The 15,340-nt window shown below is 48.8% G+C and carries 16 protein-coding genes; 12 read left to right on the top strand and 4 right to left on the bottom strand.

Going from position 1 to position 15,340, the window contains the following annotated elements; genetic code table 11:
• The first annotated feature begins 242 nt into the window (after positions 1-242).
• Positions 243-584 carry a hypothetical protein gene (locus ABY802_RS05815; RefSeq protein ID WP_372626079.1) on the top strand — a complete coding sequence of 114 codons (342 nt, stop codon included), beginning with the start codon at positions 243-245 and terminating at the stop codon, positions 582-584.
• A gap of 103 nt (positions 585-687) precedes the next feature.
• On the opposite strand, the gene ABY802_RS05810 is transcribed toward ABY802_RS05815, so the two are convergent.
• Both ABY802_RS05810 and ABY802_RS05805 read right to left on the bottom strand, forming a co-directional pair.
• Positions 688-1,005: a CcdB family protein gene (locus ABY802_RS05810; protein WP_372626078.1), complete on the bottom strand. Its 318-nt coding sequence runs from the start codon at positions 1,003-1,005 to the stop codon at positions 688-690.
• Complete coding sequence (locus ABY802_RS05805) at positions 1,005-1,250, bottom strand: type II toxin-antitoxin system CcdA family antitoxin (protein WP_372626077.1); 246 nt, start codon at positions 1,248-1,250, stop codon at positions 1,005-1,007. The genes ABY802_RS05810 and ABY802_RS05805 overlap by 1 nt, the downstream gene beginning before the upstream one ends.
• Positions 1,251-1,423: 173 nt before the next feature.
• On the opposite strand from ABY802_RS05805, the gene ABY802_RS05800 reads away from it, so the two are divergent.
• The 4 genes from ABY802_RS05800 (at position 1,424) to ABY802_RS05785 (ending at position 6,376) form a co-directional block, all read left to right on the top strand.
• A complete protein-coding gene (locus ABY802_RS05800) occupies positions 1,424-2,131 on the top strand; it encodes a hypothetical protein (RefSeq protein WP_372626076.1) in 708 nt (235 codons plus the stop codon).
• A 72-nt stretch (positions 2,132-2,203) separates the two neighbouring features.
• The gene (locus tag ABY802_RS05795) at positions 2,204-2,902 is read left to right on the top strand and encodes a hypothetical protein (protein ID WP_372626075.1); all 699 of its coding nucleotides are present in this window, start codon (positions 2,204-2,206) and stop codon (positions 2,900-2,902) included.
• Positions 2,903-2,969: 67 nt separating this feature from the next.
• Positions 2,970-3,899, top strand: coding sequence for a YihY/virulence factor BrkB family protein (locus ABY802_RS05790; protein WP_372626074.1), 930 nt, complete (start codon positions 2,970-2,972; stop codon positions 3,897-3,899).
• Between the two features lie 185 nt (positions 3,900-4,084).
• Entirely contained in the window at positions 4,085-6,376 is a 2,292-nt protein-coding gene (locus ABY802_RS05785; RefSeq protein WP_372626073.1) for a DUF5916 domain-containing protein, read from the top strand.
• A gap of 122 nt (positions 6,377-6,498) precedes the next feature.
• Here the strand turns inward: ABY802_RS05785 and ABY802_RS05780 are convergent, their stop codons facing one another.
• Positions 6,499-7,956: an HDOD domain-containing protein gene (locus ABY802_RS05780; protein ID WP_372626072.1), complete on the bottom strand. Its 1,458-nt coding sequence runs from the start codon at positions 7,954-7,956 to the stop codon at positions 6,499-6,501.
• A 345-nt stretch (positions 7,957-8,301) separates the two neighbouring features.
• Between ABY802_RS05780 and ABY802_RS05775 the strand changes: the two genes are divergently transcribed.
• Both ABY802_RS05775 and eno read left to right on the top strand, forming a co-directional pair.
• A complete protein-coding gene (locus ABY802_RS05775; RefSeq protein WP_372626071.1) occupies positions 8,302-9,939 on the top strand; it encodes a CTP synthase in 1,638 nt (545 codons plus the stop codon).
• 59 nt (positions 9,940-9,998) lie between these two features.
• Entirely contained in the window at positions 9,999-11,291 is a 1,293-nt protein-coding gene (gene eno, locus ABY802_RS05770; RefSeq protein WP_372626070.1) for a phosphopyruvate hydratase, read from the top strand.
• A gap of 88 nt (positions 11,292-11,379) precedes the next feature.
• Here eno and ABY802_RS05765 read toward each other — a convergent pair whose 3' ends face one another.
• The gene (locus tag ABY802_RS05765) at positions 11,380-11,898 is read right to left on the bottom strand and encodes a DUF1569 domain-containing protein (protein WP_372626069.1); all 519 of its coding nucleotides are present in this window, start codon (positions 11,896-11,898) and stop codon (positions 11,380-11,382) included.
• A gap of 105 nt (positions 11,899-12,003) precedes the next feature.
• On the opposite strand from ABY802_RS05765, the gene ABY802_RS05760 reads away from it, so the two are divergent.
• The 5 genes from ABY802_RS05760 to truD all read left to right on the top strand — a co-directional run bounded on the left by ABY802_RS05760 (position 12,004) and on the right by truD (position 15,326).
• Positions 12,004-12,663: a hypothetical protein gene (locus tag ABY802_RS05760; RefSeq protein ID WP_372626068.1), complete on the top strand. Its 660-nt coding sequence runs from the start codon at positions 12,004-12,006 to the stop codon at positions 12,661-12,663.
• Positions 12,664-12,764: 101 nt separating this feature from the next.
• Positions 12,765-13,070 (top strand): cell division protein FtsB, encoded by a 306-nt coding sequence (gene ftsB, locus ABY802_RS05755; RefSeq protein ID WP_372626067.1) that lies wholly within the window; start codon positions 12,765-12,767, stop codon positions 13,068-13,070.
• Positions 13,067-13,792, top strand: a complete 726-nt coding sequence (gene ispD, locus ABY802_RS05750; RefSeq protein WP_372626066.1) for a 2-C-methyl-D-erythritol 4-phosphate cytidylyltransferase — start codon at positions 13,067-13,069, stop codon at positions 13,790-13,792. Before ftsB ends, ispD begins: the two co-directional genes overlap by 4 nt.
• Positions 13,789-14,271: a 2-C-methyl-D-erythritol 2,4-cyclodiphosphate synthase gene (ispF, locus tag ABY802_RS05745; protein WP_372626065.1), complete on the top strand. Its 483-nt coding sequence runs from the start codon at positions 13,789-13,791 to the stop codon at positions 14,269-14,271. The genes ispD and ispF overlap by 4 nt, the downstream gene beginning before the upstream one ends.
• A complete protein-coding gene (truD, locus tag ABY802_RS05740) occupies positions 14,268-15,326 on the top strand; it encodes a tRNA pseudouridine(13) synthase TruD (protein WP_372626064.1) in 1,059 nt (352 codons plus the stop codon). Before ispF ends, truD begins: the two co-directional genes overlap by 4 nt.
• Positions 15,327-15,340 lie beyond the last annotated feature (14 nt).

The following is a 15,340-nucleotide window of genomic DNA, read 5'->3' as shown; positions in this document are numbered from 1 at the left end:
TGAAACACGAGCTTTGCAATATCTATCCCGCAACGTATAGAATGTTTCATGCGACTTCCCCTCACTTGTTACTGTGTGTTTTGACGCTCTCAGTGTGGCACATCGATGCCGGATAGTGAGGGGGAGTCCATGTTATTGCCATCAAAAACGCGCCCGTTGGGCGCTCGACTCGCAACAAGTTGCTCGCCGTTTAGGCGGGCGGTAGCAGTGCAATTAATCCCAACCTTAAAAGGAATTTACAAATGAAGAAGTTACTAATCAGTGTTGTTGGCTTAGGAATGAGCTTGGCTGTTTCAGCAGAAACCTATGATGTTTCCGCTTCTTACAGCGCCGGTGCAGAATACTCCGGCGAGCTGGTTTTCCGTGTTGATGAAGGTAAAAGTGCATCTTTTTCAAACGAGCAAGTACAGAATTTCGCTGTTGTAGTGAGTAAAAAAACTGAGAGTCAGGTTCTAGTTAACTTCGATTTTGCAGGTGGGGCTTACAAAAGCGAAGTAGAGGTTGTTTTAGACCTTGATCGCCCAGCAGAACTGAAGTTTAACGATCAAACATTTACTTTTTTAGTTAAAAAGCATTCCAGTTAAATATTTGTTGCAGCACGTGCACTGCTAACAATGCGCAGCACTCGCTCCCGTTGGTCGCTGGGACGCCAACCCGCTGCGCGGCTCGTCGCCTGTGTGATAAGCGTTATATACCAGTAATCAAAAAGTCTATAGCAGCGGTAATCTCATCTCTGAAAGTGCTTAAATCTGTGACGGGCTCTACTAATATTTTGGTTGGAATACTTGCCATTTGTTGCGTAAGAACAACAAAGTCGCCTTGTTCAATATGAATAGTCGGACACAAATGGCTTGGTACTTTTTTTTCTAATAGATATATTGGTGTAAGTGGAATGACCAATCGAGTATTTAGGGTGCTTAGAAGCTCACTTTGCACGTCAACAAAATAGGGATAAGCTTTAGATGTATTTTTGTCGAGATTTTTGTAAAGAATAAATTGAGACATCAGAATACTCGGTATGAATCAGAAAAAAGACCATGTTTTTCAGTGAGTTCATTGTAAGCCTGAATAGAGTTGGCGTTCTGTTCTAACCATTCAGCTTTTAATTTAGAGGAAACCTCTTTTTCTAAAGCTTTTTCCATTGTAGCGGATAGATTGATATTAAGTCGCTTAGCTTCAGCAAGTAACTCACTGTTTAAACTAAGATTTGTGGCCTTTTTTGGGGCTTGTGCACTAAATATGGTTCTCATAAAGTAACTCCGTGCGCATTTATTATGCGCATTAATTGTAGTGGTAATAATGGCATATAACAACCAATGTTTATGGCCAGCAGACGAGGCGGGCTGCAACGTAAACAAGCCAGGTAATGCCATATTAAAAGCTATACTCCCTTGCATGGTTGAGGTTCACTTAAGGAGCAGGAATGAAAAAGTATTTATTATGTTCAGTGGTGATATTCGCGACGGGTTGCACTAGTGTTGCTACTGCACCGCGCCCAAATAATTACTACAGCCCGGTAAATGAGAATAGCAGTGAGGAGCCCCTGTTTGGGGCCACTGGTGTCGCCCTCGCGGACAAAGATATAGAAAGAATTCTCAATTATCGCCTGACACTGCCCACTCAAAATAGAATAGCTATTCTGACGTTATCGGGTAAAAGTGACTGGCGCCATTATTCAAATGACTTCACCCAACTGAACGAAGCAATTGCAACCGATTTTATCGGGCAGCTAAGAGCGTCGCCAAGAGTATACGATGCGTCATTCTTACCCAGCATGTTAGTTCCTGAGCAGCGAACTGTTCCTTATCTTCGGGAGGCGGCGGCACGCTACCAGGCCGACTTGTTGTTAGCCTATCGCTCAGAGTGTCGTACCTTTGAAAAGTATAAATTTATTGACCCGAACGAAACCAAGGCGTACTGCTCAGTTGAAGCGGTTTTACTTGATGTGCGTTCTGGCATTGTTCCTTTTACGGTTGTCTCAACCAACGAGTTTATTGCCCGAAAACAACCGGACGATACCAATTTTAATGAAACAATAAAAAAGGCAGAGCTAGCCGCTGTGGCCAAGTCATTAAAAGAAACAGCAACTCAGTTAAGCATGTTTTTGAAAAATATAGATACAGTAAAGTGAAAACACGTAATGCATTACCGCAGGTCAGTTCCTGAAGACCAGCTAACCGGAATTGCAGAAGTGAGCTGTGATATGAAGTTGCAATACAAAGATTTAACCCAGACCAGGCAATGGCTGACTGACGATGAGCGCGAAGCGGTAAGTAACGTTATCTCGTCCAGTTTTGTTAATGTGGCAGCAACGGCTTACCTGGCAAAGTACTTTGATAGTGCCGAGGTATTTGAGCGCAAGCTAAGGCTGTACTTCGATGCTGAGCGGTTAGTCGGTTACTGCCTGCTGACCTTTACCGATGAAGGTGCTGATACCATTATCCGGGCGTCAGCAGGGTTTTTGCCGGAATATCGAAAAGGCGGTAATACGTTTCAGTTTTCATTAGCCCAGAGCCTTAAATGTTGGCTGCGTCGCCCCTGGCGCAAGCTCTATTATGCAGACACCATGCTAAGCCCGGCAATGTACCGGGCCATTGCTAAAAATACCGGTATTATCTGGCCTCATCCGGCGGATAACGGTCCGGTTGACCTTTTTGAGCGCTTTAATCATAGTGGTCAACTTAGCCAGATTATCGCCACACGGTGTTTGGTGGTGGTGGGTAGGGGAAGTAACTACTCTGTAAGTGAATTAGCCGCTTTTAAGGCCAGTGATAAACCTGAAATTCAATATTATCAATTGGTAAACCCTGATTTTAACCATGGGATGGCATTGTTTGTGATTATTCCCATTGACCTGAAACAGTTTGTTCTGACGGCTTTAAAGCAGTTAAGGGCGAAATAATGCCCTGGCAGGTGGTATTTTATCAGCGGTTACATGTACTTTTTTCAGGATAAAGGAATTTGACGCAATGGTAGCAAAGATTTATGACAAACTCCCCACAGTGGTGCAGTACTGGTTAAGCATTTTAGGCGCCACCATCAAAAACTGGCTGGGTAGCCAGGCCTTTATTTATGCTGCTGCGCTGGCGTTTTTCACCGTGTTTTCTATCGCACCCATTTTGGTCGTGGTGGTAGCAGTGGTGGGGTTGATTATTGGCGAGAGCGCGGTGCAGGGACAACTTTTTACCCAGCTTGAGAGTACCTTAGGCCCACAGGCTGCCGGCGTGGTGCAAACGGCCGTTGTGAACTCACAGATTGATCAGAGCGGTATCTGGCCGGCGTTGATCGGGATTATCGCTACGATAGTGGGCGCCACCACGGTTTTTGCCCAGATGCAGCAATCGCTGAATCAAATCTGGGATGTGGCGCCACGTCCCTCGAAGAATAACCTGTTGCTGTATCTTAAAAGCCGCTTGTTGTCATTAACCATCATTCTGGCCATTGGCTTTATTATGCTGGTATCGCTGCTACTATCAGTGGTTTTACGCAGCGTTATGGCTTATGCCGAGGGATGGCTGCCGGTGCCGGGTTGGATGTTGGTCGGGATGGAACTGATCTTATCGCTGCTGGTGATTACGCTGCTGTTCGCTGCGATGTTTAAAATTTTGCCCGACGTGCTGTTATCGTGGCGCGATGTGTTGCTTGGTGCCCTGATTACTGCTGTGTTGTTTACAGTGGGGCGATCCCTTATTTCAATCTACCTGGCCTATACGGCAACGGCATCGGCTTATGGTGCCGCCGGCTCACTGGCGCTGCTGTTGTTATGGGTAAACTATTCGTCAATGATCCTGCTGTTTGGGGCGTCCTTTACCCGGGCGCACCTGGAAGGCCGGGGTAAACCCATCCGGCCTAAAAGCACGGCGGTGCGGGTGAAGCGGGAGCTAATCGATAACACATAGCAAAGCGAAAACTGAAATAACCGTAAGCGGCATAAAAACAAAGTGCGGCTTAAACACGACAAAATTACAGCTGTGAATATGGCCTGTTTAACGCACTATTGCTGTCAATTTTAAATAAACCGGTATGATGCGCGTCATTATTTTTAATTTGTATTGCATCGCGCGCTTAGCATTCCGGGAAGTTTATGCCGTCCATTTTTTATTCCGCCATTCTGACCATTTTTTCTGTCAGCAGTGTACTGCTGAGCACCGCTGGACACGCGCAGACTGATGAAATTCCGACACTAGTACCCGATCCAAGAATAGTGGTAAACGGTAAGTTGGATGAACCTGTCTGGCAGCACGCGCGACGGATCACAATCCATTTTATGACGCAGCCCACTGATCAGGGCATATCTGATATTGGCACCGAAGCGCGTGTTTTTGATGATGGCCAGACGCTGTACATCGGCTTTATTGCACCCGACCCTCAGCCTGACAAGATCCGGGCGTTTTATCGTAACCGCGACAACATCTGGAATGATGACGTGGTAGGGGTAAAAATAGATCCATACAACAATAAGCAGCTGGCATATCAGTTTTTTGCTAATCCGCTTGGCAGCCAGGCAGATTCAATTGAAAACGCTCAAACCGGCCATGAATCAGCGAGTTGGGATGGATTCTGGCAGGCAGCCGGCCAGCTTACCGATGACGGTTATGTGGTAGAGATGGCGATTCCGTTTGCGGTAATGAATTTCCCGCCACAAGCTGGCCTGAAAACCTGGGCGCTAGAATTTGTTCGCTTTATGCCGCGCGATCAGCGGGTACGGCTATCCAGTGCCAGAATAAGCCATGCTAATAAGTGTTGGGTTTGCCAGATGCCGGCATACCGTGGGTTTGCTCAGGCAACCAGCAGCACTAACGTGATTATTGCGCCGTCTCTGGTGGCTGGGCGCAGTGAGCAGCGCAATGTGCGGCAACATCAGGACTGGCAGGGTGAAAATAACGTCGAGCTTAGTTTGGATGCCAAATGGGCGATTAGCCCCGACATTACCTTAAACGCGACACTGAACCCGGATTTCTCCCAGGTTGAAGCCGATGTGCAGCAGTTATCGGTGAATAATCCGTTTACGCTGTTTTACGCCGAAAGCCGGCCTTTTTTTACCGAAAATGCTGACTATTTTGCTACGCCGCATAATTTGGTGCACACCCGTAATATTAGTGCGCCAAATGCCGGGGCTAAGGTAACAGGCCGCACCGGCCAACATACCTATGGCTTTTTTGCGGCTGATGATGACAGTACAACCCTGGTGCTCCCCGGAAATCTTGGTTCTGATATTGCGGTAATGGATACGGCCAGTAAAAATCTGGCGGCACGCTACAGTTTTGCCTACAACAACATGATAAGTGTTGGTGTTATCGGTACCTGGCGCGAAGCCGGAGATTATTACAATGGCCTCAGTGGAGTTGACGCGAATATCCGGTTAACCGCTAAAGACACGGTTAGCCTGCAATGGTTGTACAGTCAGAGCAGGAACGCCGGGCAGATGGGGTTACGAGGTGAAGCGTCAGAGCGTTATAACACTGACCAGCCATTCAATGGTCAGGCTTACCGGATAAATTATCAGCATTCAGAACGCAACTGGCGTTGGTTCGGGCGGTATGACGCGCGCAGCAAAGCGTTCCGGGCTGATTTAGGGTTTATGCCGGAAACTGACTGGAACAAATTTACCACGGGTGGTGAATATATATGGCACTTGGCTGCTGACAACGTGATTAACCGGGTGCGCGTGAGTGGCGACTGGGATACCACCCATAATGCGGCGGGCGAATTTATTGAAGACGAAGCGGAAGGCTATGCCGGTATTTTTGGCCCACGTGGCAGCTATCTGGAGCTGGGCACGTATCAGCGCGAGCGGGTCGGCCGGCGGCTGGATAATACGTCGCTGGCGATTAGCGGTAATACCGAGCGCTTTGATGAACAGGGCCTGTCGTTATTTGCTGAGGTGTCGCCTGCCGCCGGTATGATGTTTTTCGCCTTCTGGCAGCATGGTACTGCGCTTGATTTAACCAATAACCGCTTATCTGATCAGAACCGGATTGAGCTTGAGGGCCGCTACTCTTTTAACCGGCATCTGGAATTGTCGTTACGATATAATCAGACAAGCATGGATTATCAGTCGGACAGGGTGTTTACGGCTAATTTAACCGATATGCGGCTGATCTATCAGTTTTCAAACCGCAGTGCGCTGCGTCTGGTACTGCTTTATACCGACTTGCAGCGCGAACTTGAGAACTATCAGAATATGTCGCAGCAACAACTGAACGCGCGCAGCCGTCAGCTGAATAAGCAGTTGCTTTACTCTTATAATTTAAACCCGCAAACGGTATTTTTCGTTGGCTACAGCGATGGCAGCCTGCAGGATGATGAGCTCAGTCGGATAACACCGTCTGAACGCAGCGCGTTTTTAAAGTTCAGCTACGCCTGGCAACTGTAACGGCCAGTGAAAAGTTGTCAGTCAGTTTATTAATGCTAAGACGCAACGTCTTGAATTGTTAGGCTGGCTGCTTACTGGCGAACCCAGGCAAGACAGACCATAGCACCTTTGATATACAACAATTAAGCTTTCTGAGAGCTTATCATCAGGCACATATTTAAGTGCTCAATAATAAAACAAAACTGACTGAATTGTTCATCGCTGATTTTCCTAGCGGGCTGTGATAACTGGCCACTGATAACCCCGATAACTTTAGTGCCAATTTTAACCGGCGCAATGGCAATGGAGCCTTTGCCGATGAATTGTTCCATTTCCGCAGTGACATAATTACGCCACTTTGGCAGCGTAACGTCAGTAACCAGAATGGGGATGTCTTTATCAAGTACCAGACTGATCAGATTGATGGTTTGATTTAACGATAACGCGCGCCTGAAAGAATCAATTTGGCCATGATTGTCGCAACGTAAACGTGACTCAATTTTGGCTTTGTCACTGCTTAATATCCAAAAAGCACAGCTGGTAAAGCCGGTTATTTTGGCAATGTGGCGCACTGCTGCGGTAAGTAACTCGTTGATAGGGGTACCGGCCATGGTCAGTCTGGTTAATTCCTGCAGGGTTAACAATAACGCTTTTTCTGGTGACACGCGAAGGGAGTGTGCCGGATTATCATAGTGCTGAAAGTCGATACTTTTTGGCAGGGGTTTAATATGTTCCTCCAGCACCGAGGCGCCGTAAGAGTCCAGCAACTTAATGGCTAACAGGCGGGTTTGCTCTATCCGGTTAACCAGCTGACGGCGATCTAATTTCATTATGGTCGCAATGTCCTGCAACACTTTGTCTAATTCAGCCCGGTTACCGTCAGGCGAATAAATAGCTGCACTGAGTCGGTTCGCCAGGCTGATGCTCTGCATTTCTACTGCCCGGCTATGCGGTTGATCCAGCGATTTAATTAACAATTCACCTAAATTCCAGGCTTTGGCCAGGCCGATACTTAACGTCTGAAATTTTACCCCGGTAATATCGAGACATTGCTGTTCAAATTCGGCGGCTGGCAAATGCACCTGTTTAATCAACTCATCCGTCAATTCACTGCCCGTGCTCCAGAACGATGTTTCGCCAATGTGATACAACATGGCCGCCAGATACACCTCCTCCTGCGTGTCGTCGCTGTAATCGGGTACCATCATTTTGGCAAGCAAGCCAGCGTAAAAGGCGTTGGCCATTAACATGAGCAACCGATCGTAGACATGCGGTGACAGGTTTTCAGCCTGCAATAACCCTTCTAAAATTTTAGACGTCAGGCAAATGTTTTTAACGGCTTGAATACCGAGCACAATAGCGGCCCGCGACACCGTGGTGACTTTTCTGATGGACGCATATTGCGAGGTGTTTACCACTTTTAGCAGGGTGGAAGAAAGCGCCTGATCATGCAATATGGCTTTGCTAAGCTGTGGGATCGATGAACTATCGTCATTTTCAAACTTATCCAGCAAGCTTGCTATCGACGTTATTGCCGGCAATTCTTTTTCTGCCAGCAGTTCTATCCACTGATTTGCCGGGCGTTTAATATCATCGCGCATCGTCTTAATTATTTCCTTCGCGCAGTCGGCGTTAACACTTTTATATTAGCGCGATACCCGTTAAATGACAGTATGATTAAAAAATCGTTCGGTTTACCCGCTGGCTGGGTTTTGCAATCAACGACAGGGTGCCAACATTATTCAGCGGTTCTACCTTATTGTTTTAAGATTTATTGGCCTGCTCAGCAGCTTTACATTGAGTGGCTGCCAAGCCTTTGCTATACTTTCCTCCCGTCCTGATACCAATTCTTGTACACCCGCAGTAGACCCGTGTTAACGCACAGGTAGCCTGGTGTTTTTGCAATATTGGTATTTTTTATTGATTACTATTGTCTCAGGGGTCTCATGACTACAAGATATATCTTTGTGACGGGTGGCGTGGTTTCCTCCTTAGGTAAAGGCATTGCGGCAGCCTCGCTGGCGGCAATTCTGGAAGCGCGTGGTTTAAAGGTTACCATCCTCAAATTAGACCCCTATATTAACGTTGATCCAGGCACCATGAGCCCCATTCAGCACGGCGAAGTGTTTGTTACCGAAGACGGTGCCGAAACGGATCTGGATCTTGGCCATTACGAGCGCTTTATCCGCACCAAAATGACCAAACTGAATAACTTTACCCAGGGCCGTATATACGCCGAAGTGCTGCGTAAAGAGCGCCGTGGCGATTATTTAGGCGCCACCATTCAGGTTATTCCGCATATTACCAACGAAATTAAAAACCGGGTGGTGCGCGGCGCTGAAGGTTACGATATTGCCATTGTTGAAATTGGCGGTACTGTAGGTGATATTGAATCACTGCCATTTTTAGAAGCGATTCGCCAGCTTGGCACCGAAGTGGGGCGTGAACGCACGTTGTTTATGCACCTGACACTAGTGCCTTACCTTGGTACCGCCGGTGAAATTAAAACCAAACCTACCCAGCATTCGGTAAAAGAACTGCGCTCTATTGGTATTCAGCCCGATATTCTGGTGTGCCGCTCCGACCGGGCGATCCCGGCCAATGAGCGTGCAAAAATTGCGCTGTTCACAAACGTTGAAGAAAAAGCGGTTATTTCACTAAAAGACGTTTCGAGTATTTATCAGATCCCGGCGCTGTTAAAATCACAAAGCCTGGACGATTTGGTCTGCCGCCGTTTTCATATTGAAGCCCCCGAAGCTGATTTGGTGGAGTGGGAGCAGGTGCTGTATCAGGAATCGAACCCGATGGGTGAAATTACCATTGGTATGGTGGGTAAATACGTTGAATTACCCGATGCTTACAAATCGGTAAATGAAGCATTAGGCCATGCCGGCCTGAAAAACCGGGTAACGGTAAATATTAAATACATTGATTCGCAAGACGTTGAGAGCAAAGGTGTCGCCATGCTCTCTGGGCTGGATGGCATTCTGGTGCCAGGCGGCTTTGGCGAGCGCGGTGTTGAAGGTAAGATCGTGGCGGCGCAGTATGCCCGCGAACACGAAGTACCGTATTTAGGCATTTGCCTGGGGATGCAGGTGGCGCTAATTGAGTATGCCCGCAATGTGGCAGGTATGGCCGGCGCCCACTCTACCGAATTTAATAAAGAGACGGCTTATCCGGTAGTAGGGTTAATTACCGAGTGGCTGGATGCAGCCGGTTCAGTAGAAACCCGTTCAGATGAGTCTGATTTGGGCGGCACCATGCGCCTGGGCAGTCAGAACTGTAATCTTGTTGATAACACCAAAGCCCGTGAAATTTATGGCAAAGCGGTTATTCAGGAACGGCATCGCCATCGTTATGAAGTGAATAACAATTTGCGGCCAAAATTAGAAGAAGCAGGCTTAGTGGTATCGGGATTATCGGCCGATAATCAGCTGGTTGAAATGGTCGAAATTCCGTCGCACCCGTTTTTTGTGGCTGGCCAGTTTCACCCGGAATTTAACTCGACCCCACGTGATGGTCACCCGCTGTTTCAGGCATTTGTCGCTGCGGCGTACAAATTTCAGAAAAAGCAACGCGTATAACTTTTGCTAAGCCGGGTGAGTAACCCGGTTTTTTCGTTTTAGAACAGGGGATTTATAGCATGTCTGAGATAGTAAAAATTGTGGCCCGTGAAATTATGGACTCGCGCGGAAACCCAACCGTTGAAGCCGATGTCTACTTAGCCAGCGGCGCCATGGGCCGTGGCTGTGCGCCATCAGGTGCATCTACTGGTTCACGTGAAGCGTTAGAGCTGCGTGACGGTGATAAAAGCCGTTACTTAGGCAAAGGCGTGACCAAAGCGGTTGCCAATATCGATGGTGCTATTCAGGGCGCTCTTAAAGGCAAAAATGCCTATAACCAAGCTGAAATCGACCAGATCATGATCGATTTAGACGGCACCGAAACTAAAAGTAAGCTTGGCGCCAATGCCATTCTGGCGGTGTCACTTGCGGTGGCACGCGCTGCAGCAGCAGATAAAAAAATTCCGTTGTACCAACATATTGCTGAATTAAACGGCACGCCGGGTGTGTATAGCATGCCGGTACCAATGATGAATATTATCAATGGTGGTGAGCACGCTGATAATAACGTAGACATTCAGGAGTTTATGGTACAACCGGTTGGCGCTAAAACCTTTGCTGAGGCCCTTCGGATGGGCGCGGAAATTTTTCATAGCCTGAAAAAAGAGCTGCAAAAGCGTGGCCTCAACACCGCAGTGGGCGACGAAGGGGGCTTTGCACCCGATCTGAAATCCAATGAAGAAGCATTGACTGTTATTGTCGAAGCAGTAAAAGCTGCTGGCTACGAAATGAACAAAGATGTGACGCTGGCACTGGATTGTGCGGCGACTGAGTTTTATAAAAACGGTAAATATGTATTAGGCGGTGAGAATAAAAGCTTTGACTCGTTTGGCTTTAATGACTACTTAGCCGGTTTAACCGAGCGCTACCCCATTGTGTCAATTGAAGATGGCCTGGACGAAAGCGACTGGGATGGCTGGAAAGACTTAACCAATAAAATTGGCAGTAAAGTACAGCTGGTGGGTGATGATTTATTTGTGACCAACACCAAAATTCTAACCCGCGGCATTGAGCAGGGCATTGGTAACTCAATTTTAATTAAATTTAACCAGATTGGTTCGTTAACCGAAACACTGGCTGCGATTAAAATGGCCAAAGACGCTGGTTTTACCGCGGTGATTTCGCATCGTAGCGGCGAAACCGAAGATGCCTTTATCGCTGATTTAGCGGTAGGTACCGCCGCCGGTCAGATTAAAACCGGCTCGCTGTGCCGCTCTGATCGGGTTGCCAAATACAACCAGTTACTGCGCATTGAGCAGGATTTAGGTAGTAAGGCACCATACAAAGGCCGCAGCGAAATTAAAGGCCAGTAAGTGAGTGCTTAGCAACTCTTGACTAACCTGTGTTAGAAAAACAACAACGCCACCGCAAGGTGGCGTTGTTGTTTTTCTGGTTTATGTGTCAGCTTATGCTGATTTGCGCTAAATGGCTTTGCAGGTGCAGGTGGTGCACGCTGTAATATTGGGCTTTGGTCAGGCTGCCAAAGGCAAAGTGCGGTTGCATCTTACCTTGCCAGTCCATAAATTGCTGCACGGTATAAATAAGCTCCCGCAGGGCAACGTCGTTAGGCAGGTTGGGCTCAAGCGCAGGTGCACCGGGAATAGGCTCATCCAGTGGGTGGTGCAGTTTACCTGTTGCCGCAAACCCATTGATTGCCAGTTTACCCAGGGTGTATTGAAAAAACGGCGAGTGCGCCTGGGGATAACCATAAATGGAATAGCTGATGCTCTGGGCACAATGTTGCAGGATCTGACTTGGGTTCCACTGACCACTGCTAGTTAAACGCGCTGCTGGCAGCGCTTTTATCTGCACCAGAATGTCTGACAGCGGATAAGGCCGCAGGGTGGCGACCAGCTTGGCGCCCAGCACTAAGGCGACAGGGGTGAACAGACTGGCTTTTATAAATTGACGACGTTTCATCAGCTATCGCTATCACTCATTATAAAAGCGTTAACCTAGCATTTTTTGCAGGGCGCCCGCTACTTTTGCTTTTACAAGCGCCAGGGTATTGGCTAACATCAGCGAATGATAGAACCCTATAGCAACCAGCCACATTTTTGGCAGGTATCGAGCGATAACCAGACGTATACTGAGCTATGCAATGCTCTATACGAACGTGAGCTATTGCGCCTGGCAAACATGAACGTCGATCAGCTGCCGCTGCTGCAAAAAAGGCTGGCGGCATTGCCGTTTTATATCCGCCGGGCGGCGGCTAATATTGTAACCTACCGCAGTGAGTTACAACTTGATAGCCAGAACGCATCCTGGTTTCACAAACAACTGAGTAATTGCCCGGCGCGAAAGCAGCAGGCCGATCCTATCGCAAACTTTTATCATAAGGCGGCGAAGCCCGGGCTGATTGTTCCCGTTTATAATGAGCAGATGACCCTGGAACAAATTGTGCTCGACAGCGTGGATGAGGTGGATAGCGAGGGTGAGCGCTTACATTGCAACGAGCACGGCTGGTTCAGCTTCAATGGCACGCCGCTGCAACATGACAACGCCAGTAAATTTTTACTGAAACCCAATAAAGCAATCATCACTGCAGCCAGCTGTGGTCATCAGTGGTTAAATAATGTCAAAAAAGCTCCCAGAGTATTGAGTTTGCGGGAATTATTGTTAACCAGCCGCTTAAACTGGCAGAACTTTGCCAAACCCTATCAGGCAGCCGGCGTCCTGAAATAGCGCTGAAATGGTAAATAATTGTTGCCATGGTGGCAATTAGGGCTTTGCAGCGCCGGTGCAAGCCAGCATAATAACAATATTACTTCACCAGACATTGGCTTATGCGACTGCTTATTGGAATATTGCTGATCCTTTTTTGCTTGCTGCAATACCGTTTATGGTTTGGTCAGTATAGTGTGACCGACTATTTGCAGCGGCTGGATGAAATTGCCACCCAGCGGGCCAGTAATCAGGAACTGCAAAAGCGTAACCGGATGTTACTGGCAGATGTAACCGATTTGCAGCAGGGGTTAGAAGCCATAGAAGAGCGGGCGCGCAACGAATTAGGCTTGATTGGCGAACATGAAGTGTTCTTCCGGATAGTGCAAACCGAAGGGCAACAGGATACAACAAAGGTTAAGCCATGAGCCCGCTGCCAGACCTTGCTATTGCCGCCATTATACCCGCCGCCGGGGTAGGCAAACGAATGCAGGCGAACATTCCCAAACAATATTTGCCTCTCAATGGCAAAACGATCCTGCAACATAGTGTCGAGCGGATAAGCGCGCATCCAGAAATTGATATGCTCTGGCTGGCGCTTGATAGCGCCGATCCGTACTTTGCAACCACGCCGTTAGCCGATGCCGATATTACCCGGGTAGCCGGTGGTACCGAGCGGGTTCACTCGGTACTAAATGCCCTGAACGAGATTGACGCTAGCGTGTACCCCTGGGTATTGGTGCATGATGCCGCCCGGCCGCTGGTGCGTCAGGCGGATATCAGCACGCTGATAGCCCGTTGCCGGCGCGTGGGCCATGGTGGCATTCTGGCCTGCCCGGTGCGGGATACCATGAAACGCGGTGATGCAGGCGCTAGCGAGACCCTGGTGCTTGCAACGGTCGAACGTGAACAGTTATGGCATGCGCTTACTCCGCAACTTTTTCCCACCGCGCTGCTGCGTCAGGCGATAATCGGCGCGCTTGCTAAGGGAGTTATTATTACCGATGAGGCCTCGGCAATGGAGTGGGCGGGGCAGCCAGTGCTGCTGGTTGAGGGCGCGGCTGATAATATTAAAATAACCCGCCCGACTGATTTAACCCTGGCGGGTTATTTTTTAACGCAACAGGATCTGGAGTACCCCACGACATGAATTTTCGGATAGGCCATGGTTTTGATGTCCATGCATTTGGTGGCAGCGGCCCGGTAACCCTGGCTGGGGTTAAAATTGACTACGCCCAGGGCTTATTGGCTCATTCCGACGGTGATGTGGTGTTGCACGCGGTTGCTGATGCCATACTAGGTGCGCTCGGGTTGGGTGATATTGGTCATCACTTTCCGGATAACGATGCCAGCTATAAAGGTATTGATAGCCGTATTCTGCTTCGTCATGTATTTGCTGAAGCCACCAAGGCGGGTTATCAGCTGAATAATCTGGATGTGACAATTATGGCGCAGGCCCCGAAAATAGCGCCTCATATCAGCGCCATGCGCCAATGTCTGGCCAGCGATTTAGCGTGTGACATCCATCAGATAAATGTCAAAGCAACCACCACCGAGCAACTGGGTTTTGTCGGCCGCAAAGAAGGCATTGCGGCTGAGGCGGTTGTGCTGCTGGTTAAGCAGCAATGAGCGAATTACCAGCACCCACCTTACCACAGTGGCAGTATTTATATGGCACGCCAGAAATTACGGCGGTTATTCGCAGCCAGCCCACGGACTTTATCGTTGACGAGCAGCTGAATTTTGAGCCCAGCGGCAGTGGCGAGCACTTGCTGCTGCAAATTGAGAAGCGCGGTCAGAACACCCAGTATATTGCCCGACAGTTGGCCCGGTTAACCGGTTTGCGAATGCGCGATATCAGCTATGCTGGTCTAAAAGATCGGCATGCGCTGACCCGGCAGTGGTTTTGTTTTAAATGGCCGATTAAACAAGAGTTGGCCTGGCAGCACTGGCAGCTGGAAGACTGCAAAATACTGCAAGTGGTTCGCCATTATCGAAAATTGCGCTTAGGTGCCTTAAAAGCCAATCATTTTCAGATAACCCTTACCGAGGTCAGCGATCCTGATGCGCTGCTGGCGCGACTGCAACTGATTGCAGCTGGCGTGCCTAATTATTATGGTGAACAGCGCTTTGGCCGTGCCGGAGGCAATCTTGCTCTGGCCGATGGCTTGTTTGCCGGCGAACGCATAGCGGATCGGCAGATTAGGGGGCTGGCGTTATCGGCCAGCCGCTCTTTTTTATTTAATACAGTGCTCTCTGCCCGGATCGCGCAGGGGTTGTTTAATCAGGTTCTGGACGGTGATATTCTGCAGTTGGATGGTACCGGCTCAATTTTTCAGGTAGAACAAGCCGATGAGCTTTTACAACAACGGTTGCAGCAAGCTGATGTACATATCACCGCACCGTTGGTGGGTATTGACGGTGCTGTAGTAAGCCAGCAGGCGGCAGCACTGGAGCAGCGGGCACTGGCGGCGCATCAGCAATGGTGTCAGGGCCTGGCAGAATATAGGCTGCAAGGGGCACGGCGCAGTATCCGGTTAGTGCCACAACAGCTTAACGCCGCCGTAACTGGCGACAGGGTTACCCTGAGCTTTTCCTTGCCGGCAGGGTGTTTTGCCACCAGTGTGCTGCGAGAATTAGCCTGCTATCGCGATGGCAGCCGGCCATTAGCTGACATGACGTAACCCCGGCTTAACAT

This window comes from Arsukibacterium sp. (genome assembly GCF_041616895.1).
Taxonomy (GTDB): domain Bacteria; phylum Pseudomonadota; class Gammaproteobacteria; order Enterobacterales; family Alteromonadaceae; genus Alishewanella.
The sequence above is the reverse complement of the archived record's forward strand: the minus strand, read 5'-3'. Positions and strand labels throughout refer to the sequence as shown.

Coding starts and splice junctions, on each gene's coding strand:
- ABY802_RS05815 (WP_372626079.1), top strand. CDS start 243: ATGAAGAAGTTACTAATCAGTGTTGTTGGCTTAGGAATGAGCTTGGCT.
- ABY802_RS05810 (WP_372626078.1), bottom strand. CDS start 1,005: ATGTCTCAATTTATTCTTTACAAAAATCTCGACAAAAATACATCTAAA.
- ABY802_RS05805 (WP_372626077.1), bottom strand. CDS start 1,250: ATGAGAACCATATTTAGTGCACAAGCCCCAAAAAAGGCCACAAATCTT.
- ABY802_RS05800 (WP_372626076.1), top strand. CDS start 1,424: ATGAAAAAGTATTTATTATGTTCAGTGGTGATATTCGCGACGGGTTGC.
- ABY802_RS05795 (WP_372626075.1), top strand. CDS start 2,204: ATGAAGTTGCAATACAAAGATTTAACCCAGACCAGGCAATGGCTGACT.
- ABY802_RS05790 (WP_372626074.1), top strand. CDS start 2,970: ATGGTAGCAAAGATTTATGACAAACTCCCCACAGTGGTGCAGTACTGG.
- ABY802_RS05785 (WP_372626073.1), top strand. CDS start 4,085: ATGCCGTCCATTTTTTATTCCGCCATTCTGACCATTTTTTCTGTCAGC.
- ABY802_RS05780 (WP_372626072.1), bottom strand. CDS start 7,956: ATGCGCGATGATATTAAACGCCCGGCAAATCAGTGGATAGAACTGCTG.
- ABY802_RS05775 (WP_372626071.1), top strand. CDS start 8,302: ATGACTACAAGATATATCTTTGTGACGGGTGGCGTGGTTTCCTCCTTA.
- eno (WP_372626070.1), top strand. CDS start 9,999: ATGTCTGAGATAGTAAAAATTGTGGCCCGTGAAATTATGGACTCGCGC.
- ABY802_RS05765 (WP_372626069.1), bottom strand. CDS start 11,898: ATGAAACGTCGTCAATTTATAAAAGCCAGTCTGTTCACCCCTGTCGCC.
- ABY802_RS05760 (WP_372626068.1), top strand. CDS start 12,004: ATGATAGAACCCTATAGCAACCAGCCACATTTTTGGCAGGTATCGAGC.
- ftsB (WP_372626067.1), top strand. CDS start 12,765: ATGCGACTGCTTATTGGAATATTGCTGATCCTTTTTTGCTTGCTGCAA.
- ispD (WP_372626066.1), top strand. CDS start 13,067: ATGAGCCCGCTGCCAGACCTTGCTATTGCCGCCATTATACCCGCCGCC.
- ispF (WP_372626065.1), top strand. CDS start 13,789: ATGAATTTTCGGATAGGCCATGGTTTTGATGTCCATGCATTTGGTGGC.
- truD (WP_372626064.1), top strand. CDS start 14,268: ATGAGCGAATTACCAGCACCCACCTTACCACAGTGGCAGTATTTATAT.